Origin of the sequence: uncultured Clostridium sp., from assembly GCF_963515715.1 — a bacterium.
Lineage (GTDB): Bacteria > Bacillota > Clostridia > Clostridiales > Clostridiaceae > Clostridium_AW.
This window is the reverse complement of sequence record NZ_CAUPZS010000005.1, coordinates 24110-44813: the sequence shown is the minus strand read 5'-3', so window position 1 is coordinate 44813 and position 20704 is coordinate 24110. Positions and strand designations below refer to the sequence as shown.

Annotated in this window: 24 protein-coding genes; all 24 read left to right on the top strand. The window is 31.5% G+C overall.

Features of this window, described 5'->3' with window-relative positions; genetic code table 11:
* Positions 1-40: 40 nt before the first annotated feature.
* A complete protein-coding gene (gene prfA, locus RYO54_RS05790; RefSeq protein WP_315116618.1) occupies positions 41-1117 on the top strand; it encodes a peptide chain release factor 1 in 1077 nt (358 codons plus the stop codon).
* 19 nt (positions 1118-1136) lie between these two features.
* A complete protein-coding gene (locus RYO54_RS05785; protein ID WP_315116616.1) occupies positions 1137-1739 on the top strand; it encodes a hypothetical protein in 603 nt (200 codons plus the stop codon).
* 79 nt (positions 1740-1818) lie between these two features.
* Positions 1819-2520 carry a ZIP family metal transporter gene (locus RYO54_RS05780; RefSeq protein ID WP_315116614.1) on the top strand — a complete coding sequence of 234 codons (702 nt, stop codon included), beginning with the start codon at positions 1819-1821 and terminating at the stop codon, positions 2518-2520.
* Between the two features lie 33 nt (positions 2521-2553).
* Entirely contained in the window at positions 2554-3606 is a 1053-nt protein-coding gene (locus tag RYO54_RS05775) for an L-threonylcarbamoyladenylate synthase (protein ID WP_315116612.1), read from the top strand.
* Between the two features lie 84 nt (positions 3607-3690).
* Positions 3691-4146: a low molecular weight protein arginine phosphatase gene (locus RYO54_RS05770; RefSeq protein WP_315116611.1), complete on the top strand. Its 456-nt coding sequence runs from the start codon at positions 3691-3693 to the stop codon at positions 4144-4146.
* Positions 4147-4218: 72 nt separating this feature from the next.
* Positions 4219-4668, top strand: a complete 450-nt coding sequence (gene rpiB, locus RYO54_RS05765; RefSeq protein WP_315116609.1) for a ribose 5-phosphate isomerase B — start codon at positions 4219-4221, stop codon at positions 4666-4668.
* A gap of 18 nt (positions 4669-4686) precedes the next feature.
* A complete protein-coding gene (upp, locus tag RYO54_RS05760; protein WP_315116607.1) occupies positions 4687-5316 on the top strand; it encodes a uracil phosphoribosyltransferase in 630 nt (209 codons plus the stop codon).
* Between the two features lie 247 nt (positions 5317-5563).
* The gene (locus tag RYO54_RS05755) at positions 5564-6052 is read left to right on the top strand and encodes a deaminase (RefSeq protein ID WP_315116606.1); all 489 of its coding nucleotides are present in this window, start codon (positions 5564-5566) and stop codon (positions 6050-6052) included.
* Between the two features lie 15 nt (positions 6053-6067).
* Positions 6068-7105, top strand: a complete 1038-nt coding sequence (locus tag RYO54_RS05750) for an MraY family glycosyltransferase (RefSeq protein WP_315116604.1) — start codon at positions 6068-6070, stop codon at positions 7103-7105.
* 27 nt (positions 7106-7132) lie between these two features.
* On the top strand, positions 7133-8287 hold the full coding sequence (gene wecB, locus RYO54_RS05745; RefSeq protein WP_315116602.1) for a non-hydrolyzing UDP-N-acetylglucosamine 2-epimerase: 1155 nt from the start codon (positions 7133-7135) through the stop codon (positions 8285-8287).
* Between the two features lie 131 nt (positions 8288-8418).
* Entirely contained in the window at positions 8419-9597 is a 1179-nt protein-coding gene (locus RYO54_RS05740) for an acetyl-CoA C-acetyltransferase (RefSeq protein WP_315116600.1), read from the top strand.
* Between the two features lie 425 nt (positions 9598-10022).
* Positions 10023-10397, top strand: coding sequence for a hypothetical protein (locus RYO54_RS05735; RefSeq protein WP_315116598.1), 375 nt, complete (start codon positions 10023-10025; stop codon positions 10395-10397).
* Positions 10397-11077, top strand: a complete 681-nt coding sequence (locus RYO54_RS05730) for a F0F1 ATP synthase subunit A (RefSeq protein WP_315116596.1) — start codon at positions 10397-10399, stop codon at positions 11075-11077. Before RYO54_RS05735 ends, RYO54_RS05730 begins: the two co-directional genes overlap by 1 nt.
* A 13-nt stretch (positions 11078-11090) precedes the next feature.
* Positions 11091-11348 carry an ATP synthase F0 subunit C gene (gene atpE / locus RYO54_RS05725; RefSeq protein ID WP_315116594.1) on the top strand — a complete coding sequence of 86 codons (258 nt, stop codon included), beginning with the start codon at positions 11091-11093 and terminating at the stop codon, positions 11346-11348.
* Positions 11349-11373: 25 nt separating this feature from the next.
* Positions 11374-11850 (top strand): F0F1 ATP synthase subunit B, encoded by a 477-nt coding sequence (locus RYO54_RS05720; protein ID WP_315116593.1) that lies wholly within the window; start codon positions 11374-11376, stop codon positions 11848-11850.
* 2 nt (positions 11851-11852) lie between these two features.
* Positions 11853-12398, top strand: coding sequence for a F0F1 ATP synthase subunit delta (locus tag RYO54_RS05715; RefSeq protein ID WP_315116592.1), 546 nt, complete (start codon positions 11853-11855; stop codon positions 12396-12398).
* Positions 12399-12402: 4 nt separating this feature from the next.
* Positions 12403-13908, top strand: a complete 1506-nt coding sequence (gene atpA / locus RYO54_RS05710) for a F0F1 ATP synthase subunit alpha (RefSeq protein WP_315116590.1) — start codon at positions 12403-12405, stop codon at positions 13906-13908.
* Positions 13909-13931: 23 nt separating this feature from the next.
* A complete protein-coding gene (atpG, locus tag RYO54_RS05705; RefSeq protein WP_315116588.1) occupies positions 13932-14783 on the top strand; it encodes an ATP synthase F1 subunit gamma in 852 nt (283 codons plus the stop codon).
* A gap of 33 nt (positions 14784-14816) precedes the next feature.
* Positions 14817-16211, top strand: a complete 1395-nt coding sequence (atpD, locus tag RYO54_RS05700; protein ID WP_315116586.1) for a F0F1 ATP synthase subunit beta — start codon at positions 14817-14819, stop codon at positions 16209-16211.
* Positions 16212-16236: 25 nt separating this feature from the next.
* Positions 16237-16485, top strand: a complete 249-nt coding sequence (locus tag RYO54_RS05695) for a hypothetical protein (protein WP_315116585.1) — start codon at positions 16237-16239, stop codon at positions 16483-16485.
* A gap of 177 nt (positions 16486-16662) precedes the next feature.
* Complete coding sequence (locus RYO54_RS05690) at positions 16663-17349, top strand: YwmB family TATA-box binding protein (protein WP_315116584.1); 687 nt, start codon at positions 16663-16665, stop codon at positions 17347-17349.
* A gap of 22 nt (positions 17350-17371) precedes the next feature.
* Entirely contained in the window at positions 17372-18628 is a 1257-nt protein-coding gene (murA, locus tag RYO54_RS05685; RefSeq protein ID WP_315116582.1) for a UDP-N-acetylglucosamine 1-carboxyvinyltransferase, read from the top strand.
* A 75-nt stretch (positions 18629-18703) separates the two neighbouring features.
* Positions 18704-19750 (top strand): stage II sporulation protein D, encoded by a 1047-nt coding sequence (gene spoIID, locus RYO54_RS05680; RefSeq protein WP_315116580.1) that lies wholly within the window; start codon positions 18704-18706, stop codon positions 19748-19750.
* A gap of 159 nt (positions 19751-19909) precedes the next feature.
* Entirely contained in the window at positions 19910-20644 is a 735-nt protein-coding gene (locus RYO54_RS05675) for a M23 family metallopeptidase (RefSeq protein WP_315116579.1), read from the top strand.
* Positions 20645-20704: the final 60 nt, after the last annotated feature.

Here is a 20704-nt window from a genome sequence, read left to right as displayed (position 1 = left end):
AATTTATAGTTGTTAAAATATTATTACGGAGTGAGAAAATATGTTAGATAGACTTGATTTTATAGAAAATAAATACGAAGAATTATCCATAAAGATAAGCGACCCATCGGTTATGGCAGATCAAAAAGAGTGGCAAAAACTTTGTAAGGAACATTCAGATTTAGAGAATGTTGTGATGAAGTACAGAGAGTATAAAAAAGTGCAAGAAAGTTTAGAAGCAGATAAAGAAATGCTAAGAGAAGACCTAGATAGAGAACTTAAACAAATGGTTCAAGAAGAAATTAAAGAATTAGGGGAACAACAAGAGACATTAGAAAATGAGCTAAAGATTCTAATGCTTCCTAAAGACCCTAATGACGATAAAAACGTCTTTGTTGAAATAAGAGGAGGAGCAGGTGGAGATGAAGCAGCTCTATTTGCAGCTAATCTTTTCAGAATGTATACTAGATATACAGAAAGAATGGGATGGAAAGTTGAGCCTATAAGTTCTAACGAAACTGATATTGGTGGATTTAAAGAAGTAATATTCATGATTAAGGGAAAGGGAGCCTATAGCAGGTTGAAATATGAAAGTGGAGCTCATAGGGTTCAAAGAGTACCTGATACAGAAGCCAGTGGTAGAATCCACACTTCTACTGCAACAGTAGCAGTTTTGCCAGAAGTTGAAGATGTAGATGTTGAGGTTAATGCAAATGACATAAGGGTTGATGTGTTCAGATCTTCTGGACACGGTGGTCAGTCTGTTAATACTACAGATTCGGCTGTTAGACTTACTCATTTACCTACAGGAATAGTAGTTTCATGTCAAGATGAAAAATCTCAGCTTAAAAATAAAGAAAAAGCAATGAAAGTATTAAAATCAAGATTATACGATATTGCGCAAGCCGAAAGAAGCGCAAGTATAGCTGAAGATAGAAAAAGTCAGGTTGGTACTGGGGATAGGAGTGAAAGAATAAGAACTTATAACTATCCACAAGGAAGGGTTACAGATCACAGAATAGGATTAACTCTTTATAGATTAGATTCTTTCCTTGATGGAGATATAGATGAAATAGTAGATGCTCTTATAACTACAGATCAGGCAGAAAAAATGAAGTCCTTAGGAAATAACGAATAATATAAAGGAAGAGATAATTATGAGTGTAAATAAAGCCATTATAAAGCAAAGAAAATCTTATAAAAGATTTATGCTAACAATGGGCTTTATTTTTTTTGCGTTGCCTTTAGCTTTAATATTAATTGATAAAATTAATATTTTTTATATAATTTATTTATTGTTAATAGAGATATTAATAATAATTGCAATATTAAGTAAAATAAATAATGAAAATTTTAAAATATATAATGACAATTATAAAATTAAGATTATTTCAGGATTGAAAAGAGACGGACTAAACATAATGTGTAACAAAGTAGTATTTGTTCATATAGAAAACTATATAAGAAGAAGTGATAAGAGTAAGGATTTTTCAATAATAATTATAGCTTCATCTAAGTTTAGAAGTAGTAAGATGGTTCCTATAAACGAAAAATTTCTAAAAAATCACCCTTATGTGGCATATCATTATACTAAAATAAAAATTTTAAGCCCTGAAAAGGATTATTTTTTTACAATAATAAAAAAAGGAAGATATTTAAAATATGAATTATTAGATATAATATATAGAAATTGTGTATATGCTCAATTTACAGGTGAAACAATAGATAAAATAAAAGAGTATAGAAATGAGGTCTATTAAGAATATTTGAATGCTGCCTTAAATATTATCTTATAGAGAGCAAATTTATAAAGGTGGTAAAGTGAGTAGATTAATTCTAATGATTTTATTGGGAAGTATAATATCTCTTTTGGGAACTACTTTAGGAGCATTAATAGGAATCTCCATAAGGAAACCATCGAAAAAACTATTAGGAGCTCTAATTGGTTTTTCAGGTGGATTGATGTTCTCTGTGGTAGTTTTCGATTTGATTCCGGAAGCTTTACAAAACTGGAGTTTTATTAATACAATTCTTACTTGTATATGTAGTATTATATTAGTAAGTCTTATTGATAGTAGACTACAGCATGATAAAATGGATAAGCATATAAAAATGGCTTTTATAACGGCCATAGGGCTTATGATTCACAATCTTCCAGAAGGGGTTATAATGGGCTGTGGATTTGCAGCTGGAAGTAGTTTGGGTATAAAGATGAGTTTGATTATAGCTATACACGATATACCAGAAGGTATTGCTGTAGCGGCACCTTTAATGGCATCAAAGATTAAACCATGGAAAATATTGTTTTACACTATTATTACAGCTACACCAACTATATTGGGGACATTAATAGGTGCATACATAGGTAAGCTCTCTACTAATGCTTTAGGATTAAGCTTATCCTTTGCATCAGGGATAATGCTTTACGTAGTTTGTGGAGAAATGATACCTGAGTCTTCAAGATTATGGGAAGGTGTATCTAGTACTTTAGGAGTGTTAGCAGGGGTGATTTTGGGATTGATAATAATTACCATTATATAAATTATTTTACAATATTCAAAGGGAGATGTAAGTTTGGAAACAAAAGTTGTTTTTTTAGATGAACATAATATAGATGAAGCTTTGCTAATGGAATGTGGAAAGGTTATAAGAGAAGGCGGGTTGGTAGCATTTCCAACAGAGACGGTATATGGATTAGGAGCTAACGCTTTAGATGGTAATGCTGTAAAAAAAATATTTATAGCAAAGGGAAGACCGCAGGACAATCCATTAATCGTGCATGTAGCAGATACAGAAAGTATAAAACCTTTAGTGAAGAAAGTTCCAAGGATTGCGGAAAAATTAATGGAAAGCTTTTGGCCGGGACCATTAACAATTATACTCGAAAAGACTGATTTAATCCCTAAAGAAACTAGCGCAGGATTAGATAGTATAGGAATTAGAATGCCATCGAATGAGATAGCTCGTAAACTTATAAAAATGGCAGAAGTACCTATTGCGGCTCCGTCGGCTAATATATCTGGAAGACCAAGTCCTACGGACATAGAAAGATGTATTGAAGATCTTTTAGGAAAAATTGAATATATAATAGGAGGAGAAAGGTGTAATGTTGGAGTAGAGTCTACCGTGGTGGATTGCACAGAATATCCCCCATGTGTACTTAGACCAGGTGGAATTACCTTAGAAATGTTAAGGGAAGTAGATAAAAATATTTATATAGATCCTGCTATATTAAATAAAACAGAAGGAGACTTTAAACCGAAGGCTCCAGGAATGAAATATAGACATTATGCACCAAAGGCTCCTTTAATAATAGTACAAGGCGACACAAGCAAAGTTATAAATAGAATAAATGAAATTGGAGAAGAATATAAAAGAAAAGGGGAAAAAGTTGGGGTAATTGCTACAGAAGAAACTAAAAATTTATATAAAAATATGTCTGTTGTATCTTTGGGAAGTAGAGTAGATTTAGATACCATAGCTCAAAATCTATTTGAAACTTTAAGAGTTTTTGACGATGAAAAGGTTGATGTGATATTTTCAGAATCCTTTGAAGAAAAAGGTATAGGCATTGCAATTATGAATAGACTTAAAAAATCAGCAGGTTATAATATTATTCATGTATAATTATTATATAAAATATAGTTGACATATGTTATCTACTAAGCTAAAATGTTTAACGATAGTTATTAAAGTTTTGTGGAGGAAGCTATGAAGATATTATTTGTTTGCACTGGGAATACTTGTAGAAGTTGTATGGCTGAAGCTATTTTTAATTCTTTAAAACAAGATAATTCACTTCTAGCATTTTCAGCAGGCATAGCAGCTATTCCACATAGTAAGACTTCTTTAAATTCCGCATCTATTATCAAAGAAAAATTTGCATTGGATATTAGTAATAGATGTGCAGTTAAATTAACTGAAGAACTAATTAGTGAATATGATTTAATATTAACTATGACTTCTTATATGAGGGACTTATTGGTACATAATATTCCACAGCATAGGGAGAAAATAGATTCACTAAATAGCTATGTCGGCATAAAAGGGGATATTGTAGACCCTTATGGCGGCAACATTTCCGTTTATGCGGATACATTTTTAGATTTAGAGAATAGTATTTTATTACTATTAAATAAATTAGAGGAAGATAAAAGTATTTCTTAAATATTTCTATCTTCCTTTTTTGCGTAGCTTTAAGGTATTGTAATATACCCAAGATTATGGAGGTGTATAATAGTGAAAATTGCTTTAGGAAGTGACCATGCAGGTTTACCTTTAAAAAAGGAAATTATTAAACATTTAGAGAGTAAAGGTATAGTGATTAAGGATTTTGGAACTCTTACAGAGGATTCCTGTGATTATCCAGATTATGCCTTAGCGGTAGCAGAAGAAGTGGCTGCTAAGAACTTTGATTTTGGTATATTAGTTTGTGGAACAGGTATAGGAATCAGTATTGCGGCAAACAAAGTTCCAGGAGTAAGAGCTGCTCTTTGCGGAGATACTTTTAGTGCTCATGCTTGTAGGGAACATAATGATGCAAATATACTAGCCCTAGGACAAAGAATTGTAGGTACAGGATTGGCTCTTGATATAGTTGACTCCTTTTTAGGGGCAAAATATGAAGGTGGAAGACATGGAAAAAGAGTTGATAAAATATCACAAATAGAAAAGAAATATAATAGGTAATTTTAGGAGGTAGTAAAAATGAGTAAAGTAACACAAATAGGACACCCTTTAATATTGCATAAATTAGCTTTAATAAGAGATAAAAATACAGGTTCAAAGGAATTTAGAGAATTAGTTGAAGAAGTAGCTATGCTTATGGCTTATGAAGTAACAAGAGATTTAGAATTAGAAGAAGTAGAAATAGAAACTCCAATTTGTAGAGCTAAGTGCAGAATGCTACAAGGAAAGAAAGTAGCAATAGTTCCTATACTAAGAGCTGGACTTGGAATGGTAGATGGTATGTTAAGCATGATACCAGCAGCAAAGGTAGGTCATATAGGACTATATAGAGACGAAGAGACATTAAAACCTGTAGAATATTTCTGTAAACTTCCTCAGGATATTGGAGAAAGAGATGTTATAGTTACTGATCCAATGCTTGCAACAGGTGGATCAGCTGTAGATGCTATAACACTTTTAAAAGATAAAGGTGCTAAATATATAAGACTTATGTGCCTAATTGCGGCGCCAGAAGGAGTAAAAGCAGTTGAATTGGCACATCCAGATGTAGATATTTATGTAGCTTCAATAGATGAGAAATTAGATGAAAAAGGATATATAGTTCCAGGACTTGGAGATGCTGGAGATAGATTGTTTGGAACTAAATAAAAATTGCGAAGTAGTTTTTGGTTAAGAGTTAAGAGTGAAAAGTGAAGAGTGATGGATGAAATTCCTTTAGGAATTTCTAAATTATAAGATTTAAGAATTCCCTACAAGGGAATTCTATCTTTTACTCTTCACTCCAAAAATTTGCTTCGCAATTTTTTTATTTTAAGGGGTTATACTTTTAATTATTCTATTTTTAGTATAGAATAGTACATAGTTATACATATTTTAAGTTGTTTTTGGAGGAATAATGGAAAGAATAGATAAAAATAATTACTATCTTGACATATGTTCAACTATATTAGAAAGAGGAACTTGTCTTAGAAGAAATTTTGCGGCTATAATTGTAAAAAATGATGAAATAATTGCAACAGGATATTCAGGAGCTCCAAGAGGAAGAAAAAATTGTTGTGATGTTGGATACTGTAGAAGAGAAGAGTTAAATGTTCCAAGAGGTACTAGGTATGAATTATGTAGATCAGTACATGCGGAGCAAAATGCAATTATATCAGCAAGACGACAGGATATGATAGGTGCCACAATGTATTTAGTTGGAAAAGAGCAGTCTACAGGAGAGCTTGTAAAGAATGCTTCGCCTTGTGCTCTTTGCAAAAGATTTATTATTAATGCAGGAATACAAAGAATAGTAATAAGAGACACCAGATATGAATATAGAGCCATGGAGGTTCAAGAATGGATAGACAATGATGATTCATTGACAGGGGATGGAGCTTATTAGATGGAGAGGTAAAATATGAATAATTTAACTATAGTAGCTTTTTTTTCAACTATATTATCATTTTTATTAACACCATTAATAAAAAAACTTGCATATAAATTAGAAGTTATAGATATACCTAAAGATAAGAGAAGGATTCATAAAAAACCCATACCTTTATTAGGTGGCTTGGCAATATATTTATCTTTTGTTATTTCGATATTTTTAAAGATTGGTCCTCTCACTAGAACACAAAAGGGAATAATCATTGGAGCGACAATTATAGTTATAGGTGGATTTTTAGATGATAAATATGAAATAAGACCATTAATAAAGCTTTTATTCCAGTTATCTGCTGCAATAATATTAGTTTTATACGGAGTGAGAATATCCTTAATCACTAATCCGGTTCCAGGTTTTGGAGAATATATTGATTTAGGCTTCTTTTTCGGAGTGCCACTTACTATATTATGGGTGGTTGGAGTTACGAATTCAATAAACTTAATTGATGGGCTAGATGGCTTAGCAGCGGGAGTAGCCTTTATATCTTGTTTTACTCTGTTTATAATAACGTTATTTACCATTGAAACCAGATTTGAAACGGCTTATTTAACAATAGCTTTATGTGGATCTATATTAGGATTTCTACCATATAATTTTAACCCAGCTTCCATATTTATGGGAGACACGGGCGCTCAATTATTGGGATTTTTATTAGCGGCAATATCAATAGAAGGAGCTATTAAATCTGCGGCGGCTTTTGCTATATCAGTACCGATTTTAGCTTTAGGATTGCCTATATATGATACTATATTTGCTATGATAAGGAGAAAAATAAATGGCAAACCTATAATGGGAGCAGATCGAGGACATCTTCATCATAGACTACTAGACATGGGATTAACGCAAAGGCAGGCAGTTATAATAATGTATCTAATAAGTGCAATTCTTGGAAGTTTTGCAATTTTAGCTATGCAAGTAAGCAGTCGAAGTTCGTATTTCTTATTAGCTATAGTAATGTTAATGCTTGTTATAATGGCATGGAAGTATGGTTTATTCAAGCATAAGGAATAGCTAATACTAATTTCTGGAGGTAAGATAATGAATAAAATTAAGGTTATTACTATATTTGGTACTAGGCCAGAAGCGATAAAAATGGCTCCTTTAGTTAAGGAACTAGAAAGAAGAGAGGAAATAGAAAATAAAGTTTGTGTTACAGCTCAACATAGAGAAATGCTGGATCAAGTTTTAAATCTGTTTAAAATAACACCTGACTTTGATTTAAATGTAATGAAAGAAAAACAAAGCCTTACAGGGATTACCACTAGAGTTCTAGAAGGTTTAAAGGAAATATTTGAAAAGGAGAAGCCAAATCTGATATTAGTGCATGGAGACACCACTACTACTTTTGCAGGAGCTTTGGCGGCTTTCTATAATAAAATAGAAATAGGGCATGTGGAGGCTGGATTAAGAACCTTTAATAAATATTTTCCTTTTCCAGAGGAGATGAATAGAAAATTAACAGGGGCTCTGACAGATTTGCATTTTTCACCAACCATAAGTTCTAAAGATAATTTATTAAGAGAAGGTGTAGAAGAAAAATCTATTTTTGTTACAGGTAATACTGTAATCGATGCTATGAAATTTACAGTAGAAAAAGATTATATATTTGAAAATCATATTTTAAATGAAATAGATTACAAAAATAAAAAGGTCATAATGGTAACTGCCCATAGAAGAGAAAACTGGGGAGATGGAATAAAAAATATATGCATGGCATTAAAAAATATTGTAGAAGAAAATAAGGATGTTGAAGTAATATATTTAGCTCATTTAAATCCTCTTGTTAGAAATGTGGTTTTAGAACATTTAGATGGATTAGATAGAGTACATATACTTCCTCCATTAGATACAAAGGAAGCTCACAATTTAATGAATAAATGTTATATGGTTATGACGGATTCAGGAGGATTGCAAGAAGAGGCTCCACATTTAGGCAAACCAGTAATACTTTTAAGAGATGTTACAGAGAGACAAGAAGCTGTAAAGGCTGGAACAGTAAAAATTGTCGGCACAAAGATTGATGATATATTAACAGAGGCTGAGAAGCTAATAAACTCTCCTTTAGAGTATGAAAAAATGAGTAAAGCTATAAACCCTTTTGGCGATGGCAATGCTTCTGCAAGAATAGTAGATAGTATTTTATATCACTATAATTTAAAAGAGAATAGACCTAAAGAATACAATACACTATAAAGATTGTGTTTTTTTTAACAAAAATATATTGATAAAATTGATAAATAGGTTTATAATAAAATTGTTGATAAAAGATTTCATTATTTAAGATTCGAAAAATTGCAACTATTATAGTTTAGGAGGGTTTATTAATGAGAGAAGTAGTAATTGCAAGTGCAGTTAGAACAGCAGTAGGTTCCTTTGGTGGCGCATTAAAAGATGTGGCAGCGGTTGACTTAGGAGCGACAGTTATAAAAGAAGCTATAAAAAGAGCGGGAATAAAAGGTGAACAGGTTCAAGAAGTTATAATGGGTAATGTACTTCAAGCAGGTCTTGGACAAAACCCTGCAAGACAAGCTGTTATAAAGTCAGGTTTACCGGTTGAGGTGCCAGCATTTACTTTAAATAAAGTATGCGGTTCTGGATTAAGAGCGGTTAGTTTGGCGTGCCAGATGATAAAAGCTGGAGATGCTGATGTAATAATAGCAGGTGGTATGGAAAGTATGTCAAAAGCACCATACATATTAAATACTGCTAGATGGGGACAAAGAATGGGTAATGGCCAAATGGTTGATGGCATGATAAATGATGGTCTATGGGATGCTTTCAACAACTATCATATGGGAATAACTGCTGAAAATATAGCAGAACAGTGGGGATTAACAAGAGAAGAACAAGATGCATTTGCAGCAGCTTCTCAACAAAAAGCTGAAAAAGCTATAAAAGAAGGAAAATTCAAAGAAGAAATAGTTCCAGTAGTAATTCCTCAAAGAAAAGGTGACCCAATAGTATTCGATACTGATGAATATGTTAAATTTGGAGCTACAGCAGAAAAGTTAGCTAAATTAAAACCAGCTTTCAAGAAAGATGGAACAGTTACAGCAGGTAATGCATCAGGTATAAATGACGGTGCAGCAGCATTCGTTATAATGAGTGCAGATAAAGCTAAAGAATTAGGAGTAACACCATTAGCTAAGATTACTTCTTACGGTTCAGCAGGATTAGAACCATCTATAATGGGATATGGTCCTTTCCATGCAACTAAAGTAGCTTTAGAAAAAGTTAACTTAACTGTTGAAGATCTTGATTTAATAGAAGCTAACGAAGCTTTTGCAGCACAAAGTTTAGCTGTTGGTAAAGATTTAAAATTTGATATGGAAAAAGTAAATGTAAACGGTGGAGCTATAGCTATTGGACACCCAATTGGAGCGTCAGGAGCTAGAATATTAGTTACACTTCTTCACGAAATGAAGAAAAGAGATGCTAAGAAAGGACTAGCTACTCTTTGTATAGGTGGAGGAATGGGAACAGCTCTAGTAGTTGAAAGATAATTGAATGAAAATAAGTAATTCTTGGTAATTGAATAAAAGATAGGTAATTATTTATAATAGGTAATCTCTAATATTAGAGATTACCTATTTTTATTCAAAAAAATATTAAATATATATATTTATGACTATTCGTTTTTTTATAAATTCATATTTATCTATTTTTTTAGAATATATATTATATCTCATATGTATTAAATTAGTAAATTTAAAATTAACAGAAATAAGAATAGTCATTTCAAATTAATTCATGATATTAGTAAGAAATACCTACACTAATGTATAAAGATTATAATAGGTATAATTTAATATAAATGAAGAAAAATAATAATATTAAGGCATTTATGGACATTTTTCAAATTTGTATAATGAAAAGAGATATATATAATTATATATCATGATTTGAAAATCCATTGAGGTGAATGAAGTTGATAAATGATACCGTTGATATGTTAAAAAGAGTATATACTTACAATCTCTTAGTTGTTTTTGTTTTAGTGATAATAAGTTATTGTTCATTAATAACTAATCTTGGATATATAATATTGGGATTAGCCATAGCATCTATAAATTTTTTAATAAATTCTTATGCCACTTATTATACTTTTGTTATTAAAAAAAATAATCCAGGAGCTGCAATTTACATAAGTTTAATCATTAGAATAGCTTTAGTTTGTATTATTGCTATGGGGATTATGAATGGTAGCGAAATGAAGGTTCTCGCATTTATCGCAGGATATACTCTGCACTTTATAGGAATATTAATGTATTCTTTAAGATTAAAAAAACATGAGGTGGTATAGTGGAAGCGTCAAAAGTCATTTTTATATTACGTTTATTTGGAGTTAATATTAACATAACTGAAAATATAATAATTCAATGGATAATAATATTAATGTTTATCGCCTTATCAATAATACTAACTAGAAATCTAGAGCTAGTGCCTAGCAAAAAGCAAAGTATTGTAGAAGTATTTGTTGAATATATAGGCAAAATAGTTAAAGACAATATGGGAGAATCTTATACTAATTTTATTCCGTTTGTAGGTGCAATGATTTTGTTTCTAGCATCTATGAACTTAGTTGGCTTAGTTGGGGTTGTGCCTCCCACATCGGACATAAGTATAAACTTAGGAATGGCAATGATAACTTTTTTAGTGGTTCAAGGTTATGCTATTAAAAAGGTTGGATTAATAAACTATATTACTGCTTATGGCAAGCCATATTTTTTTATACTTCCTTTGAATATTATAGAGAGGTTTATGTTACCTATTTCTTTAAGTTTAAGATTATTTGGTAATATGACTGCGGCTATAATAATTGTTGATCTCATATATAAGGGGCTATATAGCATTAACCCTTTAGCGCAACTACTGATTCCAGTACCAGTTCATATTTATTTTGATATATTCGATGGAACAATACAAATGATTATATTTATTATGCTAACTATGATTAATATAAAAATAATATCAGAACATTAAGGAGGATTTTATTATGATTGATGCAAAAGCGTTTATAGCGGGTATGGCAGCTATTGGAGCTGGATTAGCAGCCCTAGGATGTATAGGTGCAGGTATAGGAACAGGAAATGCAACAGGTAAAGCAGTAGAAGGTATATCAAGACAGCCAGAAGCTAACGGTAAAATCATGAGCGCTCTTATTATAGGTGGAGCTTTTTCTGAAGCGACTGCTATATATTCTGCTTTAATTGGATTGCTATTAATTTTCAAAGTTATATTAGTATTAATTTAATATTGGGGAAGGGAGGCTTGGATTAATGATCGACATATCTCAATCTATAGCTACTATAATAAATTTCGTAATTTTTTTAGCTGGAATGAAAATTTTCTTATTCAAGCCTGTACAAAAAATATTAACGCAAAGAGAAAATCATATAAAAGAAAAAATAGAAAATGCAAAAACAAGAGAAGAGAAGGCTGAATCCTTAAGTATTGAAAAAGATAAAGAATTACAAGAATCAAAACAACAAGGAAAAGCTTTAGTAGAAGAATATAAATTTAAAGCAGAAAAGGCTTCGGAAGAGATTATAAAAAAAGCCCACGATGAAGCGGATTTAATTATTCAAAGAGCTAGAGCAGAAATTAAATTGGAAAAAGAAAAGGCGAGAGATGAGTTAAAGAATAAAATAATAGATGTATCAGTTTTGATGAGTTCTAAAGCATTGGAAGAGACTATAGATGAGGAAAAGCAGAGGAAATTAATTAAAGATTTCATTTCCAAGGTAGGTATTTAATTATGTATGAATATTTGGATAGAAGATATGCACTAGCTCTTTATGAAGTAGCTGAGAAACAAGGAAAGATAGAAAAGTTTAGAAAAGATTATAAAGAAGTAGTAGATGTTATATATGGCAATGAAGAATTAGTGCAGCTTATTAAACATCCTCAAATAAGTACTTCAAAAAAGAAGAAAATATTTATAAAGATATTTAAGGGAAAAATAGATGAGGAATTATTATCATTTTTATTGATACTGATTGAAAAGGGAAGAATATTATATCTTAAAGAAAAACAAAAAGAGCTAGAAAAAATATACTTTGAAAAACATAATATGCTTCTTGCTCATATTAAAACGGTTATTCCTTTAGAAGAAGAGCAGCGAGAAGAATTAAAAGAAAAACTTCAAAATAAGTATAACAAAAAGGTAATCTTAAAAGAAGAGATAGATAAGAGCATAATAGGAGGGGTATATGTAAGGGTTGGTGACGATGTTATAGATGGCACAATAAAATCAAAGTTAAAAGAAATGAAAGACATTATTAGTACTGTAGAACAGAGGTGAGAATATGAATATAAGCCCTGAAGAGATTACATCAATTATTAAAAAAGAAATAGAAAGATATGAAAAAAAGATTGAAACTGAAGATTCAGGAACAATAATTCAAGTAGGAGATGGAATTGCTAGAGTTTATGGTCTAGATGATTGTATGGCAGGTGAATTATTGGAATTTCCTAATAATATATATGGAATGGCTCTAAACTTAGAACAGGACAATGTAGGATGCGTATTGTTTGGAGAAGAAGAGGGTTTGAAAGAGGGAGATGTAGTAAAGAGGACTGGCGAAGTTGTAGAGGTACCAGTAGGTGAGGCTTTAATTGGAAGAGTAGTGAATTCATTGGGTATTCCTATTGATGGAAAAGGACCTGTAAATACCACAGAAAAAAGGCCAGTAGAAACAGAAGCGCCAGGAGTAATAGAAAGGCAATCTGTAAGAGAGTCACTAGAAACAGGAATTAAGGCAATAGATTCTATGATACCTATAGGTAAAGGTCAAAGAGAATTAATTATAGGAGACAGACAAATAGGTAAAACTGCTCTAGCTATAGATACCATATTAAATCAAAAAGGAAAAGATGTTATATGCATATATGTTGCTATAGGGCAGAAACAATCTACAGTAGCCCATATTGTAAATGATTTGAATAAAATGGGCGCTATGGACTATACAGTAGTGGTGTCTTCTACTGCATCAGAAACTGCTCCAATACAATTTTTAGCTCCTTATTCAGGATGCAGTATTGGTGAATATTTTATGCATAAAGGCAAGGATGTATTGATAGTTTATGATGATTTATCTAAACATGCAGTAGCCTATAGAACTATGTCTTTATTATTAAGAAGACCTCCAGGAAGAGAAGCTTATCCAGGAGATGTATTTTATTTACATTCTAGATTGTTAGAAAGAGCAGCAAAGCTTTCTTCTAAGTTAGGAGGAGGTTCCCTTACGGCAATTCCTATAATAGAGACATTAGCAGGGGATGTAACAGCATATATACCTACAAATGTAATATCTATAACAGATGGTCAAATATTTTTAGATTCAGAGCTTTTTTATAATGGAGTAAGACCAGCAGTAAATGCCGGAATTTCAGTATCTAGAGTAGGGGGAAACGCCCAAATTAAGGCTATGAAGCAAGTAACAGGAACATTAAGACTAGAACTTGCTCAGTATAGAGAATTAGCTGCCTTTGCTCAGTTTGGTTCTGATTTAGATAAAGAAGCGAAAAGAAAGCTAGAAAAGGGAAAAAGATTGACTGAAATACTTCTCCAAGAACAATATAAACCAATGGCAATAGAAAAACAAATTATGATTTTGTATGCGGGAGTTAATAATTTTTTAATGGATGTCCCAGTGGAAAAAGTAAAGACATTTGAAAAGGAATTCTTAGAGTTTATGGATATTCATCATAGAGATGTAGGAAAAGAAATTATAGAAGATGGGCAGCTAACGGACAGCATAAAAGAAAAATTAAACTCTTCAATTAAAGAGTTTAAAAATATGTTTAAGTAACTTCTTCGTGGTAGGTGAGGTTTATGGGAGTATCTAATTTAAATAGCATAAAAAGAAGGATGAAATCTATAAATAGTATTCAAAAGGTAAGCAAGGCTATGTCGATGGTTGCTACATCAAAATTTAGAAAGTTTAAAATTCGATTGGAAGCTAATAAAAATTATAAAATTTATATTGATGACATAATGAAAGATATTGTAAGTTCTATGGATGAGAATAATCCATACATTACAGAGAGAAAAAAAGGAAGAAATATATATCTAATTGTAACATCTAATTTAGGGTTATGTGGTTCATATAATACTAATGTATTTAATGAAGCGATGAAAAATGTAGACCAAGAAGAGGAAAAGCCCATATTTATTGTGGTAGGAGAAAAAGGAAGGGCATTTTTAAATAGAAGAGATATAGAAGTTGAAATAAAATATTTAGAAGTTAAAGATGAAATTCAACATGAAGAAGTGAAAGAAATAAGTAAGACGTTGATGGATATGTACCAAGTGGAAGAAATAAAAAATATTTATGTTATTTATACAGAATTTATTTCTAGTGGAAAGCAAGAAGTTAAGACAGAAAAACTATTTCCTATTGAAATGATGAATAATGAAGCTAATGAGAGATATCTAGAATTTGAATTCTGCAGTGATGAAATATTTGAAGAGGCGTTAGAGTTATATGTGAATGAAGAATTAATATATATGTTACTCACTTCTAAAACATCAGAACAAACTTTTAGAATGACAACTATGAATGGAGCAACTAAAAATGCAAAAGATATATTAGATAAATTAAGAAAAGAGTACAACAGAATAAGACAGTCAGCTATAACAGAAGAGCTGTCAGAAATAATAGGAGGAGCGGAAGTTCAAAGATAAGATATCTATAACTTCTGTAGGAGGTGTATTCTATTGAGTAATATAGGGAAAGTAGTTCAAGTAATAGGAGCTGTAATAGATATTAAATTTGATTCCGACTATTTGCCGAATATACATAATGCTATACAAATAGATTTGGGAAATAGAAAAATAGTAACTGAAGTGGCTCAACATATAGGAGATGATATTGTAAGAACCATTTCCATGGAGCCTACAGAGGGACTAAAAAGGGGAGTAGAAGCTACAGATACAGGTAAACCTATATCAGTACCTGTAGGCAAAGATGTATTAGGAAGGCTCTTTAATGTGTTAGGCTATGCTATGGATGAGTGTGGTGAGGTTCATGGAGAAGAATATTATCCTATACATAGAAAGGCTCCAACTTTTGAAGAACAATCCTTAGAGCCTGAGATGTTTGAAACAGGCATAAAAGTTATAGATTTATTGGCACCTTATCAAAAGGGTGGTAAAATAGGGCTATTTGGAGGAGCAGGAGTTGGCAAGACTGTACTTATACAAGAGCTTATAAATAATATTGCCAGAGAGCACGGAGGACTATCGGTATTTACAGGAGTAGGGGAGAGGACAAGAGAAGGTAATGATTTATATAATGAAATGAAAGAATCTGGAGTAATAGACAAAACTGCGCTAGTTTTTGGGCAGATGAATGAACCGCCAGGAGCTAGAATGAGAGTAGCGCTAACAGGATTAACTATGGCAGAATATTTCAGAGATAAGGGGCAAGATGTACTCTTGTTTATAGATAATATTTTTAGATTCACTCAAGCAGGTTCTGAAGTTTCGGCTCTTCTTGGTAGAATACCTAGTGCGGTAGGTTATCAACCTACACTTGCTACGGAGATGGGGGCATTGCAAGAAAGAATAACCTCTACTATTCATGGATCTATAACTTCTGTTCAAGCGGTTTATGTACCAGCGGATGATTTAACAGATCCAGCGCCAGCCACCACATTTGCTCATTTAGATGCAACTACAGTTTTATCTAGAAGTATAGTTGAATTGGGAATATATCCAGCTGTAGACCCACTAGAATCCTCATCAAGAATACTTGACCCCAGGTTGGTCGGTGAAGAACATTATAGGGTAGCTACAGAAGTAAAGCATATTTTAGAAAGATACAAAGAGCTGCAAGATTTGATTGCAATACTTGGAGTTGATGAACTTTCGGAAGAAGATAAATTAGTTGTTACTAGAGGAAGAAGAATTCAAAGGTTTTTATCACAGCCTTTCACCGTAGGAGAGCAATTTACAGGCATGAAGGGAGTTTACGTGCCAGTAAAAGAAACGGTAAGGGGATTTAAAGAAATATTAGAAGGAAAGTATGATAATGTATCCGAAAGTGCATTTTTGTTTGCAGGAACCATAGAAGATGTTGTAAAAAGGGCTGAGGCTATCAAAGAAGAATAAAGTTATTAAATAAGGAAGATGATATATGTTTAAACTTATAATTGCATCTCCATATAAGGAGTTTTATAATCTAGAGATTAAAAGACTAATTACAGAAAGTTTAGTTGGTAGAATAGAAATATTGCCAAACCATTCATCTTTAATAACTGTTTTAAAGGCTTGCAACACTGAATTTGAAGATATCAATGGGAAAAGATATAGCTTTAACATTTCAAAAGCTTTAATGAAAGTAGATAAAGAAGAAGTAAAAATTCTATGTGAAAATATAGAGTAGAGTAAAGGAGAATTTAGGTTTTAACCTAGATTCTCCTTTTTAGTTTGTAACATTTTTTCAATTTAATTATATATTAATAATATATTTAGTGAATAAAAAAGAGCTAAATGTCTATAATTTAATTTAAAGGAATAAAATGGATTAAGTTATAGGGGGGAAGCTATTATAGCGTATTATATGAAAAAGAGAGTTTGGTTTGTGATAAGCTTTTTATGCTTAGTTTTTTTAATTATAAATATGGATAAGCCTAAGGCTAAGAACTCAGAGGAGTTTTTGACGAAAATAGTTAATGAAGTTGAAGGGAACATACAGGAATGTGGTGTTAAAGCAAGTTTTATAAGTTATGATGATGGAAAAGAGACTGTTGAAGCCATATTAAAAAATTTGAAATTTGAAAAGTCTTATTGTACTAATATAAATGAAAATGAAAAGATATACTCAGTAGAAATCATAGGTGATAGCATAAGTGGCCATGTTCAAAGTACTAACTATGAAAATTATAAAATAATAGTTGTAGATTTAGTTAAGGTAACTGAAAAGGATGAGTCATACCAATTGGAAGAGACAATAAAAAATGCTATTGGAAGTAAAAGTGCAAGTTATTTTAAATATATTAAAGCTAGGTTACATACTAATGATTTAATGGATAAAAACAATAAGATAATGGCTTTATTAAAACGTAACAATGCACAGAATATTGAATCTATAAAAATTCATAATGGATATAGCACTATTGCATACACTAAACAATTTGATCATATCACAATAGGTGGAAAATTCGTAGATTTGAATTATGCTTTATGTAGCTATTACTCTGGTAATTATCTTATAATTGGAACGCCAGAAATACTTGTTTCATATTAGAAATTATAGATGGAGGATAGGAATGGATAAAATAGTAGTAAAGGGTGGCAAGCCCTTAACAGGAGATGTAAAAATTAGTTCTGCTAAAAATTCTGTACTACCTATTATAGCAGCTAGTATATTAGGTAATGGTAAATGTATTATAGAAAATGCACCCATGCTAGAAGATGTTTTTGTAATAAGCGATGTTTTAAGATCTATTTCTGCGGATGTAAATATAGATAGGGATGATAATAAGATAATTATAGAATCATCAAGTATATGTGATTTTGAGCCATGCTGTGACTTGGTAAAAAAGCTAAGAGCATCTTTTTTGATAATGGGTCCTATGCTTGCACGTTTTGGAAAGGTTAGAATATCCCTTCCAGGAGGATGTAACATTGGAACAAGGCCAATAGATTTACACTTAAAAGGTTTTACTGCATTAGGTGCAGATATTAATGTTGGCTATGGATATGTTGAAGCTAAAGCTAATAAATTAGTTGGAAATAATATATATTTAGATTTCCCATCTGTTGGTGCTACAGAAAATATAATGATGGCAGCTACAATGGCGAAAGGTGAAACTATAATTGAAAATGCAGCAGAAGAACCGGAAATAGAAGATTTAGCAAATTATTTAAATAAGATGGGAGCAAATATAAAGGGAGCTGGAACAGGAAAAATAAAAATAGTTGGAACAAAAGATTTTAAAGGCGTAACTCATAGACCAATATATGACAGGATAGAAGCAGGTACTTTTATGGTAGCTGGTGCTATAACTAGAAGTAGGATTAAAATAATAGGAGTAAATGAGGAACATTTAAAGCCAATAATTGCAAAGCTAACAGAAATGGGAGTAATAATAGAGGTTGATAATGACAGTTTAGTAATTGATAGCAGAGGAGGATTAAGACCCATAGACATTAAAACTATGCCTTATCCAGGTTTCCCTACAGACATGCAGCCTCAAATGATGGGATTGTTGAGTTCCATAAAGGGTACAAGTGTAATTACGGAAACTATATTTGAAAATAGATTTATGCACGCTCCAGAGATGAAAAGAATGGGAGCAAATATTAAAATTGATGGTAGAAGTGCTGTAATAGAAGGAGTAAATAAACTTACTGGATGTGAAGTTAAAGCCACAGATTTAAGGGCAGGAGCAGCCTTAATACTATGTGGACTAGGTGCAGAAGGTGCTACGGAAATAACAGATGTATATCATGTTGATAGAGGATATATGGGGATAGAAAAAAAATTAAAAGGATTAGGAGCAGAGATAGATAGATGTTTTTGATGATGTAATAATATAAAAGGTTTTCTCATATAGTTATTAATAAATAAACTTAAGCTTAAAAAGGAGAAAACTTATATGAAGAGAAATAGTGTGTTTTTTTATTTGTGTACGTTATTAGTGACGGTTTTTTTATTTATAACTTTTACAACATTATTTTCATATTTAACACTGAAACCCGACAAAAGCAAAGGGCAAGGTTTTAAAGAATTCAACGTAAATCCTGGTGAAGTTACTTTACAAGAAAAGAAGAAAGAAGATTTAAAGATTAAGGTATATATTTCTGAAAGTAAGTCTATTAAGGAAATGGATATAGAAGAGTATATAAAAGGTGTAGTAGCCTCTGAAATGCCAGCAGAGTTTCATATAGAAGCTTTAAAGGCACAAGCAGTAGCAGCAAGAACCTATGCATTAGCTCACATGGAGATCATTGGAGGACAGAAATGTGCTCAAATTAATAAGGGAGATATTTGCGATACGGTTCATTGTCAAGTTTATATGTCTAAAGAAGAAAGGCTCAATGGATGGCCTAATAGCAGAAAAGAAGAATATTGGAATAAAATCCAGGAAGCCGTTATTAAAACAAAAGGAGAGGTAATAACCTATAATAACTCCATAGCTAAAGAGCTTTATTATTTTGCTGTAAGTAGTGGAAAAACTGAGAATGCACAAGAAGTGTTTTCTCAAGCAGTGCCATACTTACAAAGCGTGGACAGTCCAGGAGAAGAAAGTGCCCCTAAATTCAGTTCAAGTGTAGGATATTCTTATTCTAGCTTTGCTAAAATAGTTAACAGTTATTATCCCAATTCTATACCATCCTCTAATAATTTAAAGAATAGTATTAAAATAAAAAGTAGGACTTCAGCAGGTAGTGTAAAGGAATTACAAATAGGTAAGACCACTATCACAGGTACTAAGTTTAGAAGCATGTTAGGGCTGAATTCTACTAATTTTAGTTTTGTATTTAATAAAGATACTATGGATATAATTTGTAGAGGGTATGGCCATGGAGTTGGTATGAGTCAGTGGGGAGCGAATGCTTTTGCCAAAAGCGGAAAGACATATAAAGATATATTAACTCACTATTATAAGGGTGTTAATATAAATAAATATACAGAATTATAAATAGTGAAGTAATAAAATAAGCTGTTGATTATAAGAATCAGCAGCTTGTTTTATTTTATCAAAAAATGTAAAAAATAATAGAAATAAATAGAAAAAAAATTAAATAAAAAATGTATTTTTTACTATGTACTGGACAAACTACAAAAAGGAGGTGTTTGTATGGAAAAAAAATTCTCTGAAAAATTCTCAAATTTTATTAAGAGGGAGGGATTTTACGTAATACTATTCCTGTGCCTTTGTATACTAGCTACAGTAGCGGTTGTGGTATCAAGGAACAATAGAATTAACAAAGATGAGATATCTTTGGAACAACCTGGGATTGTTAATGAAACAGGAAAAGAAATAGGTGAAATTACAGAAAAACCTTATGAGGATTTTGATAATGCTCTTCAAGTTAAAAATGATGAAGATAATATAGTGAAGAAAGAAGCAGAAACTAAAAAGGAAGAAAATAAAACTGCAGAAGTTTCTACTACAATGAATACAAAATTTATAAAACCAGTAGAAGGAATTTTAGCAAGAAGCTATTCTGAAGAGCCTGTATATTGGAAATCTACTAACAGTTATAGACCTAACTTTGGCATGGATATTAAGTGTGAAGTTGGTAAGTCGGTAGTAACAGTTATGGAAGGCAAAGTAGAGAGCATTGAAAGTGATAGCATAGATGGAGTTCAGATTGTTATTAATCACCAAAATGGATTAAAAACCGTATATGCTAACTTAGATCCAAAAGTATCAGTAACTAAGGGGCAGACAGTTAAAACAGGAAGTAAAATAGGAAATATTGGTAAATCGACTGTTAGAGCATCCTATGAGACTTATGGAGATCACTTGCATTTTGCAGTAATGAAAAATGAAGAGTTTATAAATCCTGAAAAATATATACAATATTAAAATTAAAAGTGGTAGCCATTTTCCTCATATAACATGGGGAAATGGCTTGCCAAATGTAAT